This is a genomic window from Bordetella hinzii LMG 13501 (assembly GCF_001548475.1).
In the GTDB taxonomy this organism is placed as follows: Bacteria; Pseudomonadota; Gammaproteobacteria; order Burkholderiales; family Burkholderiaceae_B; genus Bordetella; species Bordetella hinzii.
The window spans coordinates 175,089-194,419 of the sequence record NZ_LRUJ01000001.1 but is presented as its reverse complement, the minus strand read 5'-3'; the positions used below and the strand labels follow the sequence as shown (position 1 = coordinate 194,419).

Sequence of the window (19,331 nt, the reverse complement as noted above, 5' to 3'; positions counted from 1 at the left end):
CTGGTTCAGCTCAAGGTTTCTTGTCCAATTCGTAGAAAGGCAACCCACGAATCACTTCCCCGGATGAGTCGAACGACTTGTAGAGGCAATGATGGTTTGGCAATGTCTTCACGCGTTCGGAAAGGTCTCCTAGGTCCGAGGTGAATCCCAGCGAGCCTAGCTCGGCTGGCGTGACATTGGGGACCTTGTGTATGAACCATGTCAGCAATGGCTCCTTGTAGTCGGTAGTACTTGCCTTGAAGTGCCGAAGGTATTGGGATGCCAGGATAACCCCGGCCCCGAATTCTCGGCCTTGCAGCAATAGTTTGCGCAATACGTCGAATTCGTAGCGCATGATGTTGTCGGCTTCATCGACCAATAGGTATGAGTCAATCACCCGAAGCTGTGGATCGCTTCCCTGGAAGGGACGCTTTGGTGTCTTGAGCATGTTCTCGTAGAACATGTTCAGCATGATGGCCACGAGCATGTTCTTGCTCCTGTCGTCTTGCCCCATTGCATCCAGGGAAATAACGACTATGCCATCGAGGAAAGCATCGAAGGTCTTTGTCTTGGCAGGGTCCTTCTCGAATACCTCCATGTCCACGAGGTCGTCGATGATCGCCATCGGCGAATCCGACTTGCCATTCAATAGCGCCCGGTACTCGGAATGAATGTCGTAAATCGTTGGCTGGCGACCCTCTATCGAACATGTCTCGTAGGCATTGCGGACAGCGCCCTTGAGCTTGTCTCGCTGCACGGGCCCAATGCCGGAATAGACCTTGTCGAGGACATCGGCGAAGAAGCGGAACCGATCCAGCCAAGGTGCCATGGATTCGCCGATGGAGGAGGTGTCGAATAGGTTGAGTGGCAAGCGTGATGGCTTTACGACACGGGCACCAGTTGCATTGACGAATTCCGGGCTGCTGTAGTCTCGCTTGTAGTCGAATATCAGGAACCGTGGCTTGATTCCTCGATTTTCTGCGCTTGAGGTTGCTATCTGGAAGATCAGGGATTTCAGTAGCTGCGTCTTCCCTGTGCCGAGGTCTCCAACGACGCCGATGTTGAGCTGGTTGAGTCTCGTGTCCGATATGTTCAACGATAGTTGGCGAGGTTCGAAGCCATCGATGGTCCTGCCGACTGAAAGCAAGATGCCGCTGCCTTGTTCTTCAGACGGCGGCATCGATGTATCCGGGGAGGCGGACGCATCGACAGCCCTGTCGCCCTTGGTTTCCTCAGTGGAGGCACCTGCAGGGCTTGACGTTGTGATGGTGTCTGGCTCGGCAGGTGCACTGTCGTCACCATCGCTTGACCCCGGGTTCGTGGGGCCGGGCGAGACGCTCGTCGTGAAAGTGGTGATGGCAGTGTCCAGCGATGGCATCAGCCGCCAGTCACCAACCTTGGACCGAACTGCCTCGTAGAACTCCTGGGGGTCGCCTCCAACGATTTTTCCTGCATCCTTGGGGGAAATTGAAATGCTTTCGCTGAAGCCATCTCCGTCGTGGTCGTGTGCATCGCTGAGTGGCGTCCCGTCGACGACCAGCAATCGTCCTGATTCATCTATCGTGATCGATGAATCAGGAGCGAGTATCTCTGCAGCAATGCGCTCGTGGTAGCCGGACCAGCGTTCCGTTTGGGTGGAAACAAGTTCATGCTGGCTATATACGCGCAGGCCGAACCCTATCATCGAAAGCAACAGGTGCTGGTAGGCAAGCTTCCAGGCTGTGGATTTCGCAGACTGGTCGACCATGGCCTTGAGCAACTTAGTCAAGGCACGTGCCTGGGCAAGTGCTTCCTTCGCTTCTCCTGGGGCAAATCCGCTACCTTGGTTCCTGAACTTCACTTCGATTGGCGTGAGGTGCAGGCGAACCCCGACTTCGGTTGCACGAATCCCGATGACAAGCAGGTCGGGGCGAGACAAGGATGTCTCCTTCTTATCCCGTCCCAGTGACCGGGACAGGTCTGCCAGGTAGCTCCGAAATGGGTCGACGGGAATGATCAAGGCCATGGATAAGTCATCCTGCGTACCCGACAGCACGGGCAGCAAGCTGTCCTTGTTTCCTTCGGTGCGGAACTGGTCTTGCAGGAGACGGACGGCCACGAACAATCCCAGGTCGCCAGTGGCGCCCGTGTCGTCGCCAGAAAGTCCTCGTACCGTTGGTATTCCTCGCCTGGCAACCTCGAGCAAGATCTGCTCTACCTGCGAATGGTCGAGTCCCTCGCACCCCGGCAATGGACACAGTACCCGTCCCAGTGCATCACGGTCAGCATCCCTGACCTGCGATAGGAGGTAGTAGCCACTGGTATCCCCAGCCCTGTGGGAATAGGAAGGCAGGTCATAGTCCCAAAGGTACGTACCCTTGATCCAGCCACCAAGGAAGCAGGCGGGGTCGATGGCGGAGGATGAAACGGCGACAAAGCTAGCGCATTGATCTTCCAGCATGCTGGAGACGGCATGTACATTTGGGGAAAACTGCAGTCCGATGGTCTTGTCTTGTCCTCCCTCTAGAAGGTTGATGCAACTAGCAATCTTGTTGCAGAACACGTCTCCGGTAGGTGGTATGGGCAGTGACTGCCTAGATTCACTCAGGAACGAGCCATGCAGTTGCCTCCTGATCCTGTGGCGCACGAGTCCGCCGAGTCCTAGCGGAGATCGCATGCCGACAGGCCGTGACTCTGGTTGTGCAGAATCAAGCTGGGCAATGATGCCGAGGTCTGGCCTTGTTCCAGGAGGTTGTCGCTCGAACCAGCGGACACGGTTCCCCGTGTCTTCCGACAGGTTCGCGATCATGGCCTGGTCCGGGCGCGAACTTTCCGGCCTGGTATCGAAGACCTCGATCATTCTGGGGCCTACGCCCCGTTGCAAGCCCTTCTCCTCGCCACGCCCGAATCGCCAGGAACACCATGTTGCAAGGCCCTCGTTGCAGGCGTCCGTCGCTCCGCCTCCGCTGGAGACGACAAGGCCGATGATAGGCTTGGCGGCGAGAAGGTCGGAGACATCCTCTAGCGAACGAGCAACCTGGGCAGGGCTGAATCCACTCGAAATACCGCCTACGATTAACCCTAGCGAATCGTCGAATGGAGCTTTCCTTGATTTGCCTGAAATCTGGTCCAGGCGCTTGCCATTCCATAGGACCGACCAATAGTCGGAGTTGCATTCGACGGAAAGGAATGCAACTCGGTCTATGCCGGTGGGCCCTCCCGGAGACTGTAGTGGCATTTCCAGGATGTCGGGTATGCAGTCTGGGTCCAGTATGCTGGCAGCAGGGCAAGGTCGGGGTTCGTCACCTTCCACCGCCTCGTACAGTATTTTCTGTGCGAGGCAATGCCATGCGAGTCGCAACGGGTGCAATGGGGAAAGAATGATTGCATCTGGAATCCTTGCCAGCGTGCGTCCATCTGCCTCCCTTGGGCATACGGCGATAAGGTCCACCCAGCAGGCAACATCGCGATCGGCCGTAATCCAGGCCATGTACGCATCTAGGTAGGCTTCGACTTGTTCCAGGAAACTAGGGTCGCGCAACAGCCATTTCCCAAGGGGGGATGACTCGACCAGTCCCATGCCGTCGCTTGTTTCCCTTATTCGCTTGGCAATTTCTTCACGAGCGTCGACGAATCCCTTTGGGGGAATAAACAATCCTGCCGGAGGCCGTGGGTCGTGCAGGAAGCGTGCTTGCGAAAGAATCGGGCCAACCTGGGAGTCCCAGTCTGGAGAGGCCCACTTGCTGGCATAGTCGTCGGATATGACTACGGGAATGAATGACTTGGCGACTGAATTCTCGTCAAGCATCCATGACTGCATGGCAGATAGTCGAGCATGACGATCCAACTGCACTACTGCCTTCGTATCGAACTTCTCGACCGGGCGTCTATTGAGCTTGATGAGTCGCTCGAACTCGCTCCTGCAGCCTTCTTCCTTGGCTTCCTCGCAGGTGATGAACACCCTGCATATTTCATCCGTGTTGCTGCCATCCTTCTGGAAGGAGATCTCCAGCTGATACTTCTCTTCGGCGTCGATCTCGACTTGATATATCCCTTGCTTGGCCTCGTGAAGGGTGAGTTCTTCGGGAGCATCGGCCATCGATTCAGTTGCGTCGTCCGGAATTCCTTCGGCCTTTGTCACCTGGGTGCCAGGAGTGACGAAGATCAGGAGTTCATATCGGCCGGAGCCGGGCAAGGAGAGTGCGGATTCCCAGTCTGCCCCGGCATTCCCCTTGCGAGGTTTCTTGGGCGGGGTGAACTTGGTAGCCATCCGGGACACGACTAGGATGCCGGGTAGCCAGCTTGCCAGGGAAACTACCTTGGCTGTCGCAGGTTTCCTTCCGCTGGCTGCCACCTTGTAGCTGATAGGTGATCTTTGGCCGCTTGCGGGTGGTTTGTCGGAATGTTGGATAGCGCCATCGACTGGGATTTGAATGCCAGTCCTGCCATGGGAACCCCCGGTCAGGAAAACGTCGACTGGAGTGCCAGTGGCATCTGGTCCGGTCGATATCGATAGTTCCACGCCTGCTTGTACGATAGACGGTGTTCCACGCACTGCGTGGAAAATGGCATTGGAGCAATCGATGGAAAGGTCTCCGCTGGTTTCATCAGGCTCATCAGCAAGGAGTTCTGACCAACACTGGCATGTCAATGTGGTCCACCATGACTCGGGCTTTTCAAGTTCGAGGCCATCCGAAGGCAAGTAGAACGCAGGCATCGAGCGCTCGAATGCCGTAGACACCTGGCAAGTGTGTTCTACGTGGGAAAGGAAGCCAGAAAGGGCTTCCCTTGTCGCATCAGTAGCCTGGTCGGCGAGTCTCCTTACCCCCGTCCTGAAGCCATCCGCCATCTCGTCGGCAATCTTGTCCTGTATGCGCATTTGGAGTTTTGCGGATACGCTTCCATCTTGCATCGGTGGAAAGCCGCAAGCGAGTGCGAGGGCCGACCCAGGCGGTAGTTCCTTGGTGTCCTTGTTGATCGAGTAGATTCGGGATAGCAAGCGCCATGCAGCAATCCGTAGGCCCTCGCTGGGGTCCACTTCGTCGACAGCCATTGCCGCCCGCTTGACCATTGCCCTTGAATCATCGAGGGAATCGCTGCCTATCCCTGCATCACCGAGGCCCTTGTCGACCAGATCCTGGACAAAGCCGTCATCCCACCACTCCTCGAACGTCGCATGACCGGTATTGCTTGATGCGCTGATGCCGAATTCGTCGGTCGTGGATGCAACTGACCTACTGCTATGTTGCCCCGGTGGGAGCAAGGCGACGAAACTGGCCGAGTTTGGATCATTCCGGATATGCAGGAGATGGTTCTCGTCGCATTCCCCGGAGTCTCCTATCCCAGGGTTTGCCTGCACCGCCGGGAGAACCAGCAATACAGGTATTTTCTTGGCCGCGCCATGCGCGTCGATTTCGATCCGTATGCCACCATCGACGGCCAGTGCACCGAACACCTGTTCCAGGATTTCCAGTGGGGGGCCGTGGAAAATAAACCTGGATTCAAGCTTGTCGCCCGATTGTCCAGTCACGGCTCCCTGGACCTTTTCCTGGACAAGTTTCGCCAGGATTTCTACGAGTCTATTCATTCTTTCTTGTCCAAGGACTGGTTGCTTGAGGGGAACGGTGGTAGCAAGAGCATTCCGCTTTCTGCATCCGGGCTATCGAGTACGAGTCCGAGCATCCGGAGTTGCTGGCCCAGGTCATTCCTTGCGATGTCATGCCTATCAATGACGACACCATAGGCCGCTAGATGCTGTTCGAGGCGATGGATCGATCGAGGTCCTCCCATGCCTGCCAGTGAGCAATGGACCAAGGCAAGAATCGATACAGGGCCAAGCGCAACTATCCATGGGCTCGATGGGCTGCTTCCCCTTTTCTTGAGTACGTAGCCTTGGTCATACCCCCTAAGCAATTGGGATGCTGTCTGCCGCTGCCCCAATGCATGCCTGGAAAACTCCAGGATGTTCGCTCCGATTCCCTTCTTGCAGTTCAATGCACGTGCTTCCCTTTCGCGCAGGTCGGAGAACGTCATGCGCACGCCCATGGCATCGAGGGCACCACGGTTTTCCCGGACATGGGTGCATAGCTGGGCTATGCCAGCGCTAGAAGACAGGCTTCCATGGAAGGGAAGGCCTGCTTCCTCCAACGACCATAGGAGCGTATTAATGCCGAGACGCGCCGTCAGGTAGGCAGACGCCTTGTCCTTGAGGCCGTGGAGGGCCTTCCCGCCATACGTCATGTACTGTGGATTCTTGGGGAATACGAGATCACGTACATCTTCCGTTCCAGACGGGCCGTTGCCGTCGACAGCCTCTAGGAGGCAACGCCAGATGCGCGACTGGACATCGCATAACCATGTGACATGCGAAACTGCAGAAAGCCTCAGGATGGCTTCGAGTAGGCTTGTCCATTGCCTGCGGGTCATCGAGGGCTTCGCCTTCATGATCGCACGTAGGTCACTGGCAAATTGCCGCGCAGGCATGAAAGGCACGCCTTCGAAATCGTCGATGGAGAAGTTCGCAACGTCTTGCGGATCCACCTTCGCCAGTTCCCATTTCGGGGAGGCGCCCCAGGAGGATGTTTCCTGCTCCAGCCAACGGGCGAAGACATCATCGTCTTCGCCGACTTCGAGTGCAGAGAAAAGCTCCTTCCAAAGGGAAAGTGCAGTGTCGTGGTCCCTGGATCCCAGCCATGCCATGCGCCGCACAAGGCTACCTGCAGGCCAGGAATTGCTGCTTAGTCGCGCCGAGCCGGAGAAAACCGACAATGAAGGAACGAGTGGCGTAACTTGGAGGAACCGCTTGGAGGATTGGTTCGGTAGCTTGGGGCTTTCCAGTACTCCGTGCAGGACGCCACTCCATGCGTCGGCGTCAAGTATGGCTCCATCAGGAATGGCTTGTTGCTTGTCATGGAGCTTGCGAAGCTTGCCTTCAAGGTCGCGCCCAGCCTTTGGTACGCCTCCTTCGCTAATGGAGTCGAATCCAATGGTGCGATAGAGGGAGGCCACCAGTACTTCCGAGCTGGCATATTCCGGTGCTGGACTGATGGCTAGTGCCGACTCCTTGTAGGTCTGGTGGGACTTCTGCCACGGGGATTGCTTGAATTCGGCTAGCGTCATGGCTGCTTCCCTCCAACGGTTGCCACGAAGCCATTCCACGACTGGCCGACTTCTATCCCATCGGATCCAATCCTGATGATTGACTCTTCCAGGACATCTGGATCCCGGACAATCGTCCCTGCCAGCCTCGCCCTAGTGGTATCCAGAAGGGCAACGACTGTCCTGGGCAAGGAAGCGATGGATATCCCCCGCTCAAGTTCCTTTACGGCCTTGAACAAGTCATACGTCAATGCGATCGGCTGGAGCGATTGCCCGCTTCCTACCTGAAGGAAGCAGATCGGAGACCGTGGGCGCCCTTCGGATGCAAGCTGCAGGGCCTTTACCGGCCTTGTCTGGACGAGTAGGGTTGCCTGGCGTTGCTGGGGAGGAAGTGGCTGCCCAAATGTCGTTGTGAGGGAAACCTCGAATCTCTGGTTACGGTTCAAGAGGTCCTTGACTTGCTTGGCTACCTCGAAGAGCTGTTTCCCCTGAACGTCTTCCACGACGTGCTGGAATGCTTCAAGGGTTTGTGCGTCGGCGACCACTGCTGTTCGCGTGCATAAGCTGCGCCGAACCAACCGACATGCAAAATCACGGACGATGTTCTGGATGCGACCAGCCGCTGCGGGATTCCGGCGGCGCGTGGCTGGCAAAGACAAGGTCTCGTCTAGTTTGGCCAGGCGTTGGAGCAGGTCGAGCTCGATTTTCGAGAGCGCCTGATACTTGCGAACAAATTCGATTCCCCCGGCAACGGAACGACTGAATCTTGCATCGAGTTCTGCGAGGACGATATTGCTTCTCCCGCTGACGGCTACCTCGGTTTCCGGGCTTGCCATTGCAGGATCCAGCAAGTCAGACAAGCTCGACAGCAGGGAAGCAATGGTCGCTGGAAGATACGAGTCCTTGCGCCCAGCAAGGAAATACTGGAGGCCAAGCAAGGTCAGGATGGGTCCGCGGGTATCCGTTGTTGCCTTCTCCGGCCCTAGTCCTAGGTCCTTGATGCCTTGCCTGAGGACATTGGCGGCCAACGGATCCCAATGATGGAAAAGTGCATGTTGGTAGCCTGCGGTCGCTAGCTGGAAAATAGCGACAAGTTGCTGGCGACGAGGCTTCTTGGCCGATTGTCCCGATTGGTCTTGTTCCCAAAGGGATGCAGCCCAGCTGCAAGGGTCGCTTGGCTTTCCTTCGTCCACCGCAAGGTTGCCGGCCAGCAGGTAGGAAACAAGGGAGAACAAGTCCCGGAAGCTCCATCTCTTGCCGCTGGCAAGCTCGTACCATCGAAGCATCTTCAACAATGAGGTTCGTGCATCCTCCCGGGCTAGCAAGGCTTGGCTGCGACAAAAGGGGCAGCGGTCGCCTGCAATGCAGGTGCCTTGCGCGGGCCAATACCTCGAATCGACAGCATGCCGGAGGAGGACCTCGGCTGGTGCAGGAATATCGCTATCGGGCTTGGCAAGTAGCGATTCGGCATCCATCGGCCACACCGCGATATCTGGATATTCCGAAAGTGGCCAGCAGGAAGGCGCATCGGCGGAGAGGCTGACGGATCGAGTGATCCGCTCAAGCAATGCACGGGCATCGCCAAGGTCGTGATCGATGGCGTGGATCAGTGCATCATCGAGCACGCCTCGATTGACGCAACATAGGTAGTAGCATGCATTCTGGTCGGCCAATAGGGAACGCAGCTCATCAATCAACAGCTCAGGTGCGGAGCGTCCTTCATGGCCTGCCGTTGCCGAGGCATCTTGCACGATGGACAAGTCAAGCCTCCTTGGCACGGCGGCAAGGGCGCCAGCATCAACATGTATATCCCTTGGCACAGGTTGCCCAAGAGGTGGGTGGAACTGCTCCGAGAGCTTGCGTCGTAGGCTGCCATTGGCTGCCAGGCCTTTATCTAGGCAATCTATGGTGAACTCGATGGCTTCGGTCTTGCCATTGCCTGGCCCTCCGACCAAGAGCAATATCCTGGGCGTACCCTTGGCTCCCGACGCAACTAGGCTGGCCCAGGCCTCAAGCCGGGAAATCAAGCTGGTCCTCAGCAATTCCTTGCCAGGACGCCCGCTACTAGGATCGAACAGTCGCTTGACGCCGCCCGAATGATGCCCGGCCCATTCAAGCAGCCCTCCAGGGAACCGCCGGGGCTGCTCCGTTTCGTTTTCCATGATCGCCATCTCCCCCATAGACATCGATATTCCCTAGGTCACTGCCATCATGCTGGTGTGACGATTGGCATTTCCTGTAGGCTATTTTTGCGCAGTGCTATCTCATCGAGTTCGTCCAGTATGGATGCCGCAGTGAGGCCAAGTGCCTCGGCCAGCAGGGGTGGGACTGCATTGCCTACCTGGGTGTATCGAGGACACTCCTTGGTACGCATTTCCCCTCCTGTCGTGTACTTGCCGCGGAACCGGAACCAGTCCGGAAAGCTCTGAAGGCGGGCGCTCTCGCGTACGGTAAGTATCCTTGGCTCGCAATAGTGCAGGACATCATCCGGCAAAGTCGTGATCGTCGGTGCGGGATCGTTCGCCGACATTGGGTAGATGCGGTGTTTCTTCAGGCCGAATCGAGCCCTGCTTTCCTCGTTCATCCTGACCCCCTGGGTGCACTCCTTGATGATTAGCCGGAACCGGTCGCGCACGTCATCGCGGTGCCGGGCCAGTCTCATGCTATCCATGGAGTCCGTGCGGCAATGCTTGTGCATGGCTTTCTGGTACGAGGTGTGCGGACCGTAGTACGCGGTCTCCTCGAAACCTGGTCGCGAATATGGATCTAGGCATGGCTGCGTATAATTTTGGCTGACGAGAAGGTCCGAGATGGCATCTTCGGCAGTAATGAGCTTCTTCTTTGGGAGAGCATGCCGCTCGCGGACTTCGGCCCTCTTCGATTCGAGAACCTCGAAAGCGTGAATTACCCCTCCATCAAGTTGGGCGGCCAAGTCCTCCTTGATTCCGATGACGATAAGCCGGGAGCGCTTCTGGGGAACGCCAAAATCCGAAGCGTCCACGATCTTCCCATGGGCGACGTATCCAATTTCGGACAAGCGTTTCTTCAGTTTTTGGTAGAAGGATTCCTGCGATTGTGCGCGGGTTCCATCTTCGCTTGGAGGCCCCAGATGGGCGACCTTCATGCCGGGCACGTTCTCCAGCACCAGTATCGTCGGTCGTACGGCATCGACAACCGATACATACTTCTCGAACAACTGGTTGCGTGGATCTTCCTCGCGCCTACGCCCCGCAAAGCTAAATCCTTGGCAAGGAGGCCCCCCTGCGAGGACTTGTACAGTACCGCGCATCTCGACAAGGTTTGGCTGGTGCTTATCGAGAAGGTCATCGATACCCCAGGCTTTCTTTTCCAGCCAGGATGGCCAGGTAAATTTCTTTACGGGAACATCCCGTTCGCCAAGGAAATTTCCTGAGAACGTATCGAATGCCATCGGATCTTTCTCGACGGCGAACACTCCTTGCAACCCAGCCATGGACAAGCCCAGTGACAGGCCGCCGCATCCAGAGAAGAGGTCCACGAACTTATAAGCACTCATCCTGGGATGTTTTCCTGTATGCCAGCACTCCGTGGTGCTGTGCGAACGAATAATTGATGGCCAATGAATTTTCTCCCTGGGGCGGAGCAAGACTTTTGCTCGCATGCCGCCCCCCCTATCCTTCGAGGGGACAGCGCGTACATGTGCCAGCCTGGGGTGCCATGAAGCCTAACCATTGCCGACTTCCTCCCCGATTGCCCTGGCCAGCCATGAAGGAAAGCATGCTCGTGCTGCTACCAAGGCATCCCACTCTCCGCCTGGGAGTTTGCGGCGCAAGACCGGCAAAGCCTTGCGAGCCATGTCGGGACCAAGCCAATCCAAGGCGCGTATTGCATCGCCGGCCGGTCGGTTCCCCAATGCCAACACCCATCCGGGAGCATGCTTGACTAGGATTTCTAGCCGGCCGAGCCGAATTTCACGAGTTCGTCCCGATGTCACGTAGGCTTCCCGAACAGGCACCTGTCGCGAGAGTCCTAGGTTATTTGCAGCGATCGCTCCATGAGGAGCAACGAACTCGCCATTCTGGGAGGCTAGCGACTGGATTACCTTCGAGACAGCCGGTGGGCGTTCACCAAAAGAGCCAGTGACCGGGGCGACATAGGAGCCTCGGCCGATCCTGAGAAGCTTGCCTTCCCTGGCTAGGCGGGACAGTGCCTGGTCAATGGCAGATCGGCTTCCAAGGTGAAGGAAGACCTTGGGCGAGACAATTCCTCCCTCTGGCAAGGATCGAGCATGTAGCAGAATTTCCTCGGGAAGGGTTTTCATTGGCACTCATGATCTAGTCATGAAAGAATCATAGTCCTTTTTCTGACATCGGACCAGGAGTAACCCTGCTCTGGCCGACCTTCGGTGGAGAAGCCCGAAGCGTTGGATAAGTCACAGGTACTTCTTAAAGCTCGCCGCCACGATGTTCACCGCCAGTCCAAGCAAAAACGCTGCAGGCAGCAGAATCATCAAAGGATGCAAGGACACCGGCAACGCCAGGTAGGTCACCCACGGCAACACCGCCAGCGGCATCAAGGCCGCCTTCGCCCGGTGGTAGACGAAGCCCGATTCCCGCCCCGCGCCGAACTTGCGGATGTCGCGGCGAACCAGTCCATCGACCAGGCCGACGAAGGCCGCGAGCAGGAACAGCGGCAGCGTGAGCACCAAGACCAGCAGGCGGACGATGAATGTCAGGACGGTGAAGCCGGCGGCAATCAGATAGCGCTCGGTCCAGGCATAGACCTGGGCGAGGTAATAGCGGAAGTCTCGGTGCGCGCCTCGGCTGGGTGCGCTGGCCTGCGCCGAGGCGTCGCGCATCCAATCCAGCAAGCCCGTCTTCACGAAAACCCACTCGTAGGTGCCCTCCACCAGCCAGCGCGCGGTGCGTCCCGGCTCCTGCACGACGGCGCTCCGGGTGAAATGGGTGGAGAACTGGTTCAGTTCGTAGTCGAGCATGCCCTGCGCGTGGCGCCAGCCCTGGTTGGGCCAAAACAGGTGCATGCCGACGCATTCGATGACGATGGACAGCAGCAGCGAGGCGACCAGCACGCCGAACAGGCGCCATGGCAGCGTGACCACGCTGGCGACCAGGCCGCGTTGGCGTGCCTGCTGTCGCTCGGCGGTCGCGGCGGGCTCTTTCACGATGGGGCCTCTTCATCCGACGTGCCTTCTTGCACCTCCTTGGCCAGATCCGCTGGCAACGCATCGTCGTCGTGCAGCCGGGGCGGCCCGTTGCCCTCCCACCATTCGCCCGCCTCGGCGTAGTGCTGGCGCATGTAGCCGGCCAGTTGTTGCAGGTCCCGGGGCATGGCTTCGTCCGGATCGGGCGCTGGCAACGGCATGCGGACCTTCCACAGGTTACCGCCTTCGATGAGGGCGAAGCACTGACCCTTGGGCAGGCCGACCACGTGTGCGGGCTCGATGAGCGGCACGCTCGACGTGCTGATGCGGTCCTGCGCGTTGCTGGTGAAGTCGGTCGGGCCGTGGATGTCGGAACTGTCGGTGGCGCCGCTGACCAGGGTGGTGGTGTAGACCTCGACCTTGGGCAGTTGTCGTGTCAACAGTTCGGCGGTGGCGGTCTCGCGCACCCGCAGCATGAACAGGTTGTTGAAGTTGCCGATGACCTGGCCGGCCTTGGCGCGATTGCCGATGCGCGCCTCGATATCCGAGAGCGTCTGCGTATAGGCCGTGACCTGCATGCCTGCACCGCCACCCTTGTTGATGAGCGGGATGAACTCATCGCCCATCAGTTCGTTGAACTCGTCCGCATGAACGTTGATGGCGACCTTGGCATTGGCCGATGCCCCCGGCAGGCCATCGTCGATGCCGTGCTTGTAGATGTGCCCCGCCACCGACACCAGGTCGCTGAACATGCTGTTGCCGACGGCCGCCGCCACTTCGGCGTCGGACAGCGCATCCAGGCCCACATAGACCACGGCCCGCTTCCTGATGATCTGCATCCAGTCGAAGATCGGGCGCGGGTCGGACAGGTCGGAATAGTTCGGCGCGAGCAGTTGCGCGATCTTGCCGGTGGTGAGCTTCTCCAGCAGCGGCAACAGCGAAGCGACGATCTTGTCGAAGTAGGTGCGGTCGTAGCGCACCGCGGAGCGCAGGCCGTCGAGCACCGCGTCATAGGTTCGCGTCTGCGACAGGTACTGCTCCAATGCCACCACCCGCTTCTCTCGCCCGACCATGTGGCGCGGGATGGTCTTGTCGTTGAGGCGTCCTTCAAACTGGACGATCACCTCCCAGGCCTTGGGCTCGGTCCGGGCGAAGAAGTGCTGGGCGTACTCGATGAACAGCGCGTCGATGTTGACGACGTGGCGCTGGATCAGCAGGTAGTCTGGCCGCTGCCCCAGTTCCACCAGGGCGCGCGCGATGATGTTGACGAAGCGCCAGGCGAATTCTCGGAACGCAGCGCTGTTGCCTTCGCCGGAAAGCTGCCCCGCAATGCGGGTGGCGACTTCCGAGATGCGCCCGAACCGGCCCACGGCGTTGTAGCGTGCCGAGATGTCGGGCCAGCCCAGGTGGAACACGTACATTTCGCCCTCGCGTCCGGCTCGCCTGGCCTCGACATACATGCGCTTGAGCAGGTCGGCATCGCCCTTGGGATCGAAGACGATCACCACCTCGTGCTCGCCATGGACCTTGCGGCGGATGTCCTGCGTGATGAACAGTTCGGCCAGGCGCGTCTTGCCCACGCGCGTGGTGCCGAGCACCAGGGTGTGGCCCACACGCTCGCCCAGCGGCAGGGTGACGTCGGTCTCGTGCGGCTCGATGCCATGCAGGCGCGGCATGCCACCCACGGGCGGCAACGGCCGGACCGGGTTGAGCGGGCTGTCCCAGGCCAAAGCCCGCGCCAGCCTGGGCAGCGGCGGCGGCGCGAACTCCAGCCGCTCCTCCAGGCGGCGCGCCAGGCGGTAGAACGTCGTCGGTTCGGCGTAACGCCGGAACTCGGGCTTGTAGGTCTGCGTCAGCCGATGGGTGTGTCGTTGCTCCCAGCGGAAGCCACGCCCAACGAACAGGCGGTACTGGCTCACTGGCACGTCACGGCTCGTCATCACGTAGCGTGGCAGACGACGGATGTGGCGGCGGTAGCGCAGGATGGCCCAGGCGTCGCGCAGGCGAATCGCGCCGAAGGCCAGGAAGGCCAGCGCGCTGCCGAGGCCGAGTACCGGATTCAGCGCGAGCGACCACGGTGCCACCACGCACACCACCGCGGCGCCTGCGCATACGGCAACGGTGTATAGCTCCACCGCTGGCCGCAGCAGGACTTCGACGGCGTGCGGCTGGGCCATCGGGCAGTCCTCACTGTTCGATGCCGGTGGCGGTCACCAGCACCGGGTAGTGGCGCAGGCCCAGGCGCTCGGCCAGTTCGTCCCCGGACGCCGGCGCCAGCATCAGCCCGGGCGCCAGGGCACGCAGTGCCGCAAGTGCCTGTGGTGACTCGACCTGGACCACCAACCCCACGGCCCCGAACTCGCGCAGCGCCGGGGCGCGCTGGCGCAGCCAGGCATGGGAGCGCTGGTCATCACCAACCAGGAACATCGGCGTGAGCCCCGGCGCCTGGATCGCCCGGGGAGCCACATCGCCAGGGGCCAAATGGGCAGAACGCACCGGCAGCATGGCCGCCTCGCCAGAAGGCCCTTCGGGCAGGCGTGGCGTCTCGATCCTGGGAGATGGCCTGCTTCCGGTGCGCGGTTGCAGGTCCAGGGCTTGGTAGTAAGGCAGCGCGGAGGCACCGCCGTGATCCTCGACGACGATCAAGGGCGGCGATTGTGCGAAAGCGGCTGGCACGGACACGAGCGGCAGCAAGCCGAGCAGCCACCGCGTAGCCGGACGGAAGATTCGAGGCTTCATGGCAGGGTTCTCCGGGTATCCGCGCCCCGCGCTGGCTCGCCCAGTACGCGGGCCAAGTGGCGGCCAACACTCTGTCGGTAGCGCGCAGCGGGTGCGCCACCAGCGGGACGGTGGTAGCGGCCGATCGTGATCAGCCAGTCCTGGCCCGGCGCGTGCTGCTCGCGCAGGATCTGCGCGGCCAGCGCCAGGTTCTGATAGGGATCGAGCAGTTCGCAGGGGTGGTCGTAGCGGTGGCGCTGGTAGCCCAAGTTGATCTGGCCCAGGCCAGCGTCGATGCGGGTGCGCGGCACGTCACGTAATGCCTGGTGCAGGCCGGCGCAGGCCTCGGTGCGGGTGGCGAATCGATGCGATGCCCCGGCCACGTTGAGCGTCCAGGGCCAGGGCACGAGGCGGCCGTGGTACTGGGCGCCACTCTCCTGCAAGGCCACGGCGTAGAGCACCGCTGCCGGGATGCCCGCGCGCTGTGCCGCGAACTGGTAGGCCGGCGGCGGTACCTCCCCGGCCTTCGCCTGGCCGAGTGGCCAGCAAGCCAGCAGCAGGAGCGGGAGACGGGCAAGGCCTACTGTCGCTGCCATTGGCCGCCAATCTGGCGCACGACGGCGGGCAGTTCGCCCTGCAGGCCGAGGGACAACCAGCGGCCACCGTCGTGGTTGAGGGTGATGTGCCGTGCGCGCACTTTCGCCGGGTCGATACGGGCCCGGCGTGCCCATTCACGGATGCGCGCGTCGTCGGCGCGACTACCGACGACATAGACATCGAACTCGACGCCCGACGCCTGCAGCCGCTGCACGGCCTGGTCGCAGGCGGTACAGCCGTCCTTCACGAAGATGGCGGTTCGGTCGGTGTCTGATGCGATGGTGGTGCCCGCGCCGGTCGGCTTGGCACCGGGTAGGTTGACCCTCGCCATGCCCGGCGCGATCCGTTGCCAGGCGGCGTCGTAGGCACGCTGGTAGGCCAGCGTCTTCTCGACCCGCCGGGCTTCGGCCAGAGCCTGCAATTCCGCGTAGCGGCGACGCTCCTCGTCGGAACGTGCTTCGATGCCGAGGGCCGTAAGCGGGTCGAGGCTGGGCGAGTAGACGCCCAGCGGCCCCTGCATCAACTCGCGATAGCGCGTCCATTCATCCGTGCGCAGCCCCCAGTCCTGCGCCCGCTGTTCGTCGCTGCGAGCGATGGCTGCAGGTGCTTCACGGCTCGGCGCCGTCCTGGCCGCGGTGGTTGCGCCGGTGGGCTGGGCAAGTGCCACCTGCATGGCGGAGGCGGCCAGCAACACGGCCATCAATGGCGGGATCAAGTGGCGTGGGACCATCGGCGTGAGCCTCCCTATCGGGGCGGGATGGGCAGCCGGCGGATCTCGTCACCCTGCCGGAAGACGGCGCCATCGCGCTCGATGCCGTCCAGCCGCCAGCCGGCCTCCGACTCGCCGGCGCGCAGCAGGCGGACATCGGCCAGCCCGGTGCCACAGACAGGCATTACCGACACGAAGTGTTCTCCTGCACGCAGTTCCACTCCGATCAGGCGGAATGAAGGCTCAACAGGCTTGGGTTGGGCCGCCACAGGTTGGGATGGCCGTGGTGCGGGCGGCTTGGGCTGGCGCGAGCCCGGGCGGGCTTCCAGTCGCGTGACGCGGTTTTCCAATGCGTGCAGCGCATCGGTGGCGGCGTAGTGGGCCTGCGCCAGCTCGATCGCCGCCAGCCGTTGGTCCAACGCCGCGGTGTCTTGCTCGTAGCGCGCCTGCGGCAAGGCGGCGGGCTCAGTATGGCGTTGTTCGATCCGATGCGAGAGGCCATCCACTCGGGATTCGAGCAGGGACACCTGCGCGGTGGGCGCGAAGGCCTGGGTCTGTTCAGCCAGCCCGGACAAGGCCATGTGATCCACCAGCACCACCGCGCTGACGAGCAACAACCAGGTTGCGGCCGCGACCCGCAGCAGCGTCGTGCGCTGGCCCGTCGCCGAGTCCCGGATGGTCATGGCGAAACCTCCCGGATCAGCGGAGGGGGCTCCGCCGAACGGTTGATTTCCGGTGGCTTGGGCTCGTGCGGCGTATGAGCCTCCCTGAGCCTGCGGATGAAGCACACCTTCCGCTCGCCCTCGTCGACCTGCAGATCCCAGGCGGGGCCGGCCAGGGTCAAGAGCGCGTCGCGCAGCAGGACCGGGCCGAGCCGGTAGTGAGCCGCCGGCAGCGGCAAGGCCAGCAGATCGGCAGACTGCTCATCGCACAGCCGGTAGCCGGAACGCAGGACGAGGTGCCGGAGGGCATCCCCGACGGTGGCGCCCAGCGTGCCGGGGACCTCCACATCCACCACTTGCAGCAACAGGTCGTGCTGGGCCGCCGTCGGCGCGAGTTCAACCAGGGTGTAGCGGCCATACCGCGTCACCGGCACGAACTCCATCACGGCTTCGGGCGCGATGTCGGTGACTTTGGATGCGGGCGTCGGTGGCACGGCGTTCGTCATCGCGCAGCCGCTGGCCATGGCGGCCAGGAGCAAGCCGGGCAAACGGATCAGATGGCTGCGTCCGGCGATACGGAAGGGCTGGCGGGATGGGCGCATGGATCGGTGTCCTGAAACAACGAGCCATCACCATCGCCGTGCAGGCCCTTTGTCACAGCAAACAAAGCGGATCCGTCGGCTCCCGATTTGCCGAAAGCAATGCCGGCAACCACGCGGTTGCCGGGATGCATGTCGGGATCATGCCGCGGCGAATGGTCGTGCCGGGGCGATCTCGCCGCCTACCGCCGCGTCCGATCGTTGATCACGATATAGAAGACAGCCGGCTCGCCGCCTTCATTGCGGAACTCATGCACGCAATCCGAAGGAAAGAACAACGTATCTCCGGCAGCGACGTCGAAGCGCCTGCCGTCGATGACCACGGCAAGCGCCCCCTCATGCACGACGAGAAACTCCTCCACGCCTGCATGGTGCGGGGGAAACTCGACGAACTTGCCCGGTGGCAACACGTTGAAGGCCAGATCGACCGCGCCGTCCTCGAACAGCGGCGAAAGAGAACGGCGTTCAAAGCCGGAAGCGGGGTCGTGATAGACCGCCTGGCGCTCCCTGCCATGCAGCCTGGGCTGGCGCGCATGGAATCCCCCCAGGAGTTGAGACAGACTGACCTGCAGTGCGGCGGCAAGCTTGCCCAGCACCGTGGCAGTGGGAACCGACGCGCCACGTTCGATCTTGGAGATCATCGCGCGGCTCACGCCCGACAACGCCCCGAGCCGATCGAGGGTGAGCTGCGCCTCCAGGCGCAGACGCCGAAGATTGCTCGGGAGCGCTTCGGCGCGCTCGCCTTTCGGCGTGGTCTGAGGAGCGGAGGAATTCGGCATGGGCCGCAATCAAGTCAGGATGGATGCGTGGGGTATCAATGGCGCTGAAATCGATCGCGCCACGAATTTCTACTATAGTAGAAATTCTTAAATTCAAACAGGAGCATGGCCATGCGTCTTCTGGTGCTGGGTGCAGGTGGGATCGGGGGCTATTTCGGCGGGCGTCTCGCCGCGGCCGGCGTGGACGTGCGTTTCCTGGTCCGGCCGAGACGCGCCGCACAACTCGCCGAGACCGGGCTCGTCATCAAGAGCCCTTTGGGTGACCTGACCCTTCCCGTGAAAACAGTCGTCGAGGCACCGCCGTCCGTGGATGCCGTGCTGCTGGCCTGCAAGGCCTACGATCTTGAGGGCGCGATGACTGCCATCGCGCCCGCCATCGGCCCCTCGACATGCATCGTTCCGCTGCTCAATGGGGTGCGGCATCTGGATCACCTGGATGCGCGCTTCGGCGCCGAGCGCGTTCTGGGCGGCCTGTGCCACATCGGTGTGGCGCTCGGCCCGGCCGGTGAAATCCAGCATCTCAACACGCTGCAGCGCCTCGCCCTCGGCGCACGCACCCACAGCCAGCAGGACGCGGCGCAGGCGTTGCATGGATTGATGGAGCGCGGCGGTTTCGCACCGGTGTTGAGCCAGGACATCCTGCAGGAGATGTGGGAGAAGTTCGTATTCCTCACGACCTATGCCGGCATGACCACGCTGATGCGCGCGCCAGTTGGCGCAATCGTGCAGGCACAAGATGGCGAAGCGCTGGTGCGCCAGATGCTCGGCGAATGCGTGGCGACCGCCGCCGCCTCAGGGTACATCCCATCGCAGGACGCCTATGCCCGCATGTTCACGACATTGTCCGAGCGCGAGTCCACCGGCACCGCATCGATGCTGCGCGATCTGCAACGTGGTGGCCCTACCGAGCATGAACACATCATTGGGGACATGCTGCGACGCGCGCATGAAGCTCGACTGGATGCGCCGCTGCTGAGGGTGAGCCTTGCACACATGCAGGCCTACGAGGCGACCCGCATGGCCCATGGCGGTGGATGAGGCCCTGTCTTCCACTTCCCGGATCGATGTCAC

General features: G+C 61.1%; 14 protein-coding genes. 1 reads left to right on the top strand and 13 read right to left on the bottom strand.

All coding sequences use genetic code 11. From position 1 onward, the window contains the following. Positions 1-10: 10 nt before the first annotated feature. From AXA74_RS00915 to AXA74_RS00860, 13 genes are all read right to left on the bottom strand, one after another. The gene (locus AXA74_RS00915; RefSeq protein ID WP_060833085.1) at positions 11-5,545 is read right to left on the bottom strand and encodes a hypothetical protein; all 5,535 of its coding nucleotides are present in this window, start codon (positions 5,543-5,545) and stop codon (positions 11-13) included. After that, positions 5,542-7,077 carry a hypothetical protein gene (locus AXA74_RS00910; protein ID WP_081093917.1) on the bottom strand — a complete coding sequence of 512 codons (1,536 nt, stop codon included), beginning with the start codon at positions 7,075-7,077 and terminating at the stop codon, positions 5,542-5,544. The genes AXA74_RS00915 and AXA74_RS00910 overlap by 4 nt, the downstream gene beginning before the upstream one ends. Further along, complete coding sequence (locus AXA74_RS00905) at positions 7,074-9,218, bottom strand: hypothetical protein (RefSeq protein ID WP_060833128.1); 2,145 nt, start codon at positions 9,216-9,218, stop codon at positions 7,074-7,076. Before AXA74_RS00905 ends, AXA74_RS00910 begins: the two co-directional genes overlap by 4 nt. 47 nt (positions 9,219-9,265) lie before the next feature. Beyond that, entirely contained in the window at positions 9,266-10,591 is a 1,326-nt protein-coding gene (locus AXA74_RS00900) for a DNA cytosine methyltransferase (protein ID WP_039748504.1), read from the bottom strand. 168 nt (positions 10,592-10,759) lie between these two features. Further along, positions 10,760-11,356, bottom strand: coding sequence for a DUF6088 family protein (locus tag AXA74_RS24595; protein ID WP_081093916.1), 597 nt, complete (start codon positions 11,354-11,356; stop codon positions 10,760-10,762). Positions 11,357-11,467: 111 nt separating this feature from the next. Continuing rightward, a complete protein-coding gene (locus AXA74_RS00895; protein ID WP_060833083.1) occupies positions 11,468-12,217 on the bottom strand; it encodes a TIGR03747 family integrating conjugative element membrane protein in 750 nt (249 codons plus the stop codon). After that, positions 12,214-14,373, bottom strand: coding sequence for a type IV conjugative transfer system coupling protein TraD (traD, locus tag AXA74_RS00890; protein WP_060833082.1), 2,160 nt, complete (start codon positions 14,371-14,373; stop codon positions 12,214-12,216). Before traD ends, AXA74_RS00895 begins: the two co-directional genes overlap by 4 nt. A gap of 10 nt (positions 14,374-14,383) precedes the next feature. Beyond that, complete coding sequence (locus tag AXA74_RS00885; RefSeq protein ID WP_060833081.1) at positions 14,384-14,935, bottom strand: integrating conjugative element protein; 552 nt, start codon at positions 14,933-14,935, stop codon at positions 14,384-14,386. Then, the gene (locus tag AXA74_RS00880) at positions 14,932-15,510 is read right to left on the bottom strand and encodes a transglycosylase SLT domain-containing protein (protein WP_060833080.1); all 579 of its coding nucleotides are present in this window, start codon (positions 15,508-15,510) and stop codon (positions 14,932-14,934) included. Before AXA74_RS00880 ends, AXA74_RS00885 begins: the two co-directional genes overlap by 4 nt. Then, entirely contained in the window at positions 15,495-16,241 is a 747-nt protein-coding gene (locus tag AXA74_RS00875) for a TIGR03759 family integrating conjugative element protein (RefSeq protein ID WP_060833079.1), read from the bottom strand. The genes AXA74_RS00880 and AXA74_RS00875 overlap by 16 nt, the downstream gene beginning before the upstream one ends. A gap of 14 nt (positions 16,242-16,255) precedes the next feature. Beyond that, positions 16,256-16,903 carry a hypothetical protein gene (locus AXA74_RS00870; protein WP_060833078.1) on the bottom strand — a complete coding sequence of 216 codons (648 nt, stop codon included), beginning with the start codon at positions 16,901-16,903 and terminating at the stop codon, positions 16,256-16,258. Then, positions 16,900-17,484 carry a PFGI-1 class ICE element type IV pilus protein PilL2 gene (pilL2, locus tag AXA74_RS00865; protein ID WP_060833077.1) on the bottom strand — a complete coding sequence of 195 codons (585 nt, stop codon included), beginning with the start codon at positions 17,482-17,484 and terminating at the stop codon, positions 16,900-16,902. Before pilL2 ends, AXA74_RS00870 begins: the two co-directional genes overlap by 4 nt. A gap of 179 nt (positions 17,485-17,663) precedes the next feature. Further along, positions 17,664-18,260: a helix-turn-helix domain-containing protein gene (locus AXA74_RS00860; RefSeq protein WP_060833076.1), complete on the bottom strand. Its 597-nt coding sequence runs from the start codon at positions 18,258-18,260 to the stop codon at positions 17,664-17,666. Between the two features lie 111 nt (positions 18,261-18,371). Between AXA74_RS00860 and panE the strand changes: the two genes are divergently transcribed. After that, the gene (gene panE / locus AXA74_RS00855; protein WP_060833075.1) at positions 18,372-19,298 is read left to right on the top strand and encodes a 2-dehydropantoate 2-reductase; all 927 of its coding nucleotides are present in this window, start codon (positions 18,372-18,374) and stop codon (positions 19,296-19,298) included. Positions 19,299-19,331 lie beyond the last annotated feature (33 nt).

Coding starts and splice junctions, on each gene's coding strand:
- AXA74_RS00915 (WP_060833085.1), bottom strand. CDS start 5,545: ATGAATAGACTCGTAGAAATCCTGGCGAAACTTGTCCAGGAAAAGGTC.
- AXA74_RS00910 (WP_081093917.1), bottom strand. CDS start 7,077: ATGACGCTAGCCGAATTCAAGCAATCCCCGTGGCAGAAGTCCCACCAG.
- AXA74_RS00905 (WP_060833128.1), bottom strand. CDS start 9,218: ATGGAAAACGAAACGGAGCAGCCCCGGCGGTTCCCTGGAGGGCTGCTT.
- AXA74_RS00900 (WP_039748504.1), bottom strand. CDS start 10,591: ATGAGTGCTTATAAGTTCGTGGACCTCTTCTCTGGATGCGGCGGCCTG.
- AXA74_RS24595 (WP_081093916.1), bottom strand. CDS start 11,356: ATGAAAACCCTTCCCGAGGAAATTCTGCTACATGCTCGATCCTTGCCA.
- traD (WP_060833082.1), bottom strand. CDS start 14,373: ATGGCCCAGCCGCACGCCGTCGAAGTCCTGCTGCGGCCAGCGGTGGAG.
- AXA74_RS00885 (WP_060833081.1), bottom strand. CDS start 14,935: ATGAAGCCTCGAATCTTCCGTCCGGCTACGCGGTGGCTGCTCGGCTTG.
- AXA74_RS00880 (WP_060833080.1), bottom strand. CDS start 15,510: ATGGCAGCGACAGTAGGCCTTGCCCGTCTCCCGCTCCTGCTGCTGGCT.
- AXA74_RS00875 (WP_060833079.1), bottom strand. CDS start 16,241: ATGGTCCCACGCCACTTGATCCCGCCATTGATGGCCGTGTTGCTGGCC.
- AXA74_RS00870 (WP_060833078.1), bottom strand. CDS start 16,903: ATGACCATCCGGGACTCGGCGACGGGCCAGCGCACGACGCTGCTGCGG.
- pilL2 (WP_060833077.1), bottom strand. CDS start 17,484: ATGCGCCCATCCCGCCAGCCCTTCCGTATCGCCGGACGCAGCCATCTG.
- AXA74_RS00860 (WP_060833076.1), bottom strand. CDS start 18,260: ATGCCGAATTCCTCCGCTCCTCAGACCACGCCGAAAGGCGAGCGCGCC.
- panE (WP_060833075.1), top strand. CDS start 18,372: ATGCGTCTTCTGGTGCTGGGTGCAGGTGGGATCGGGGGCTATTTCGGC.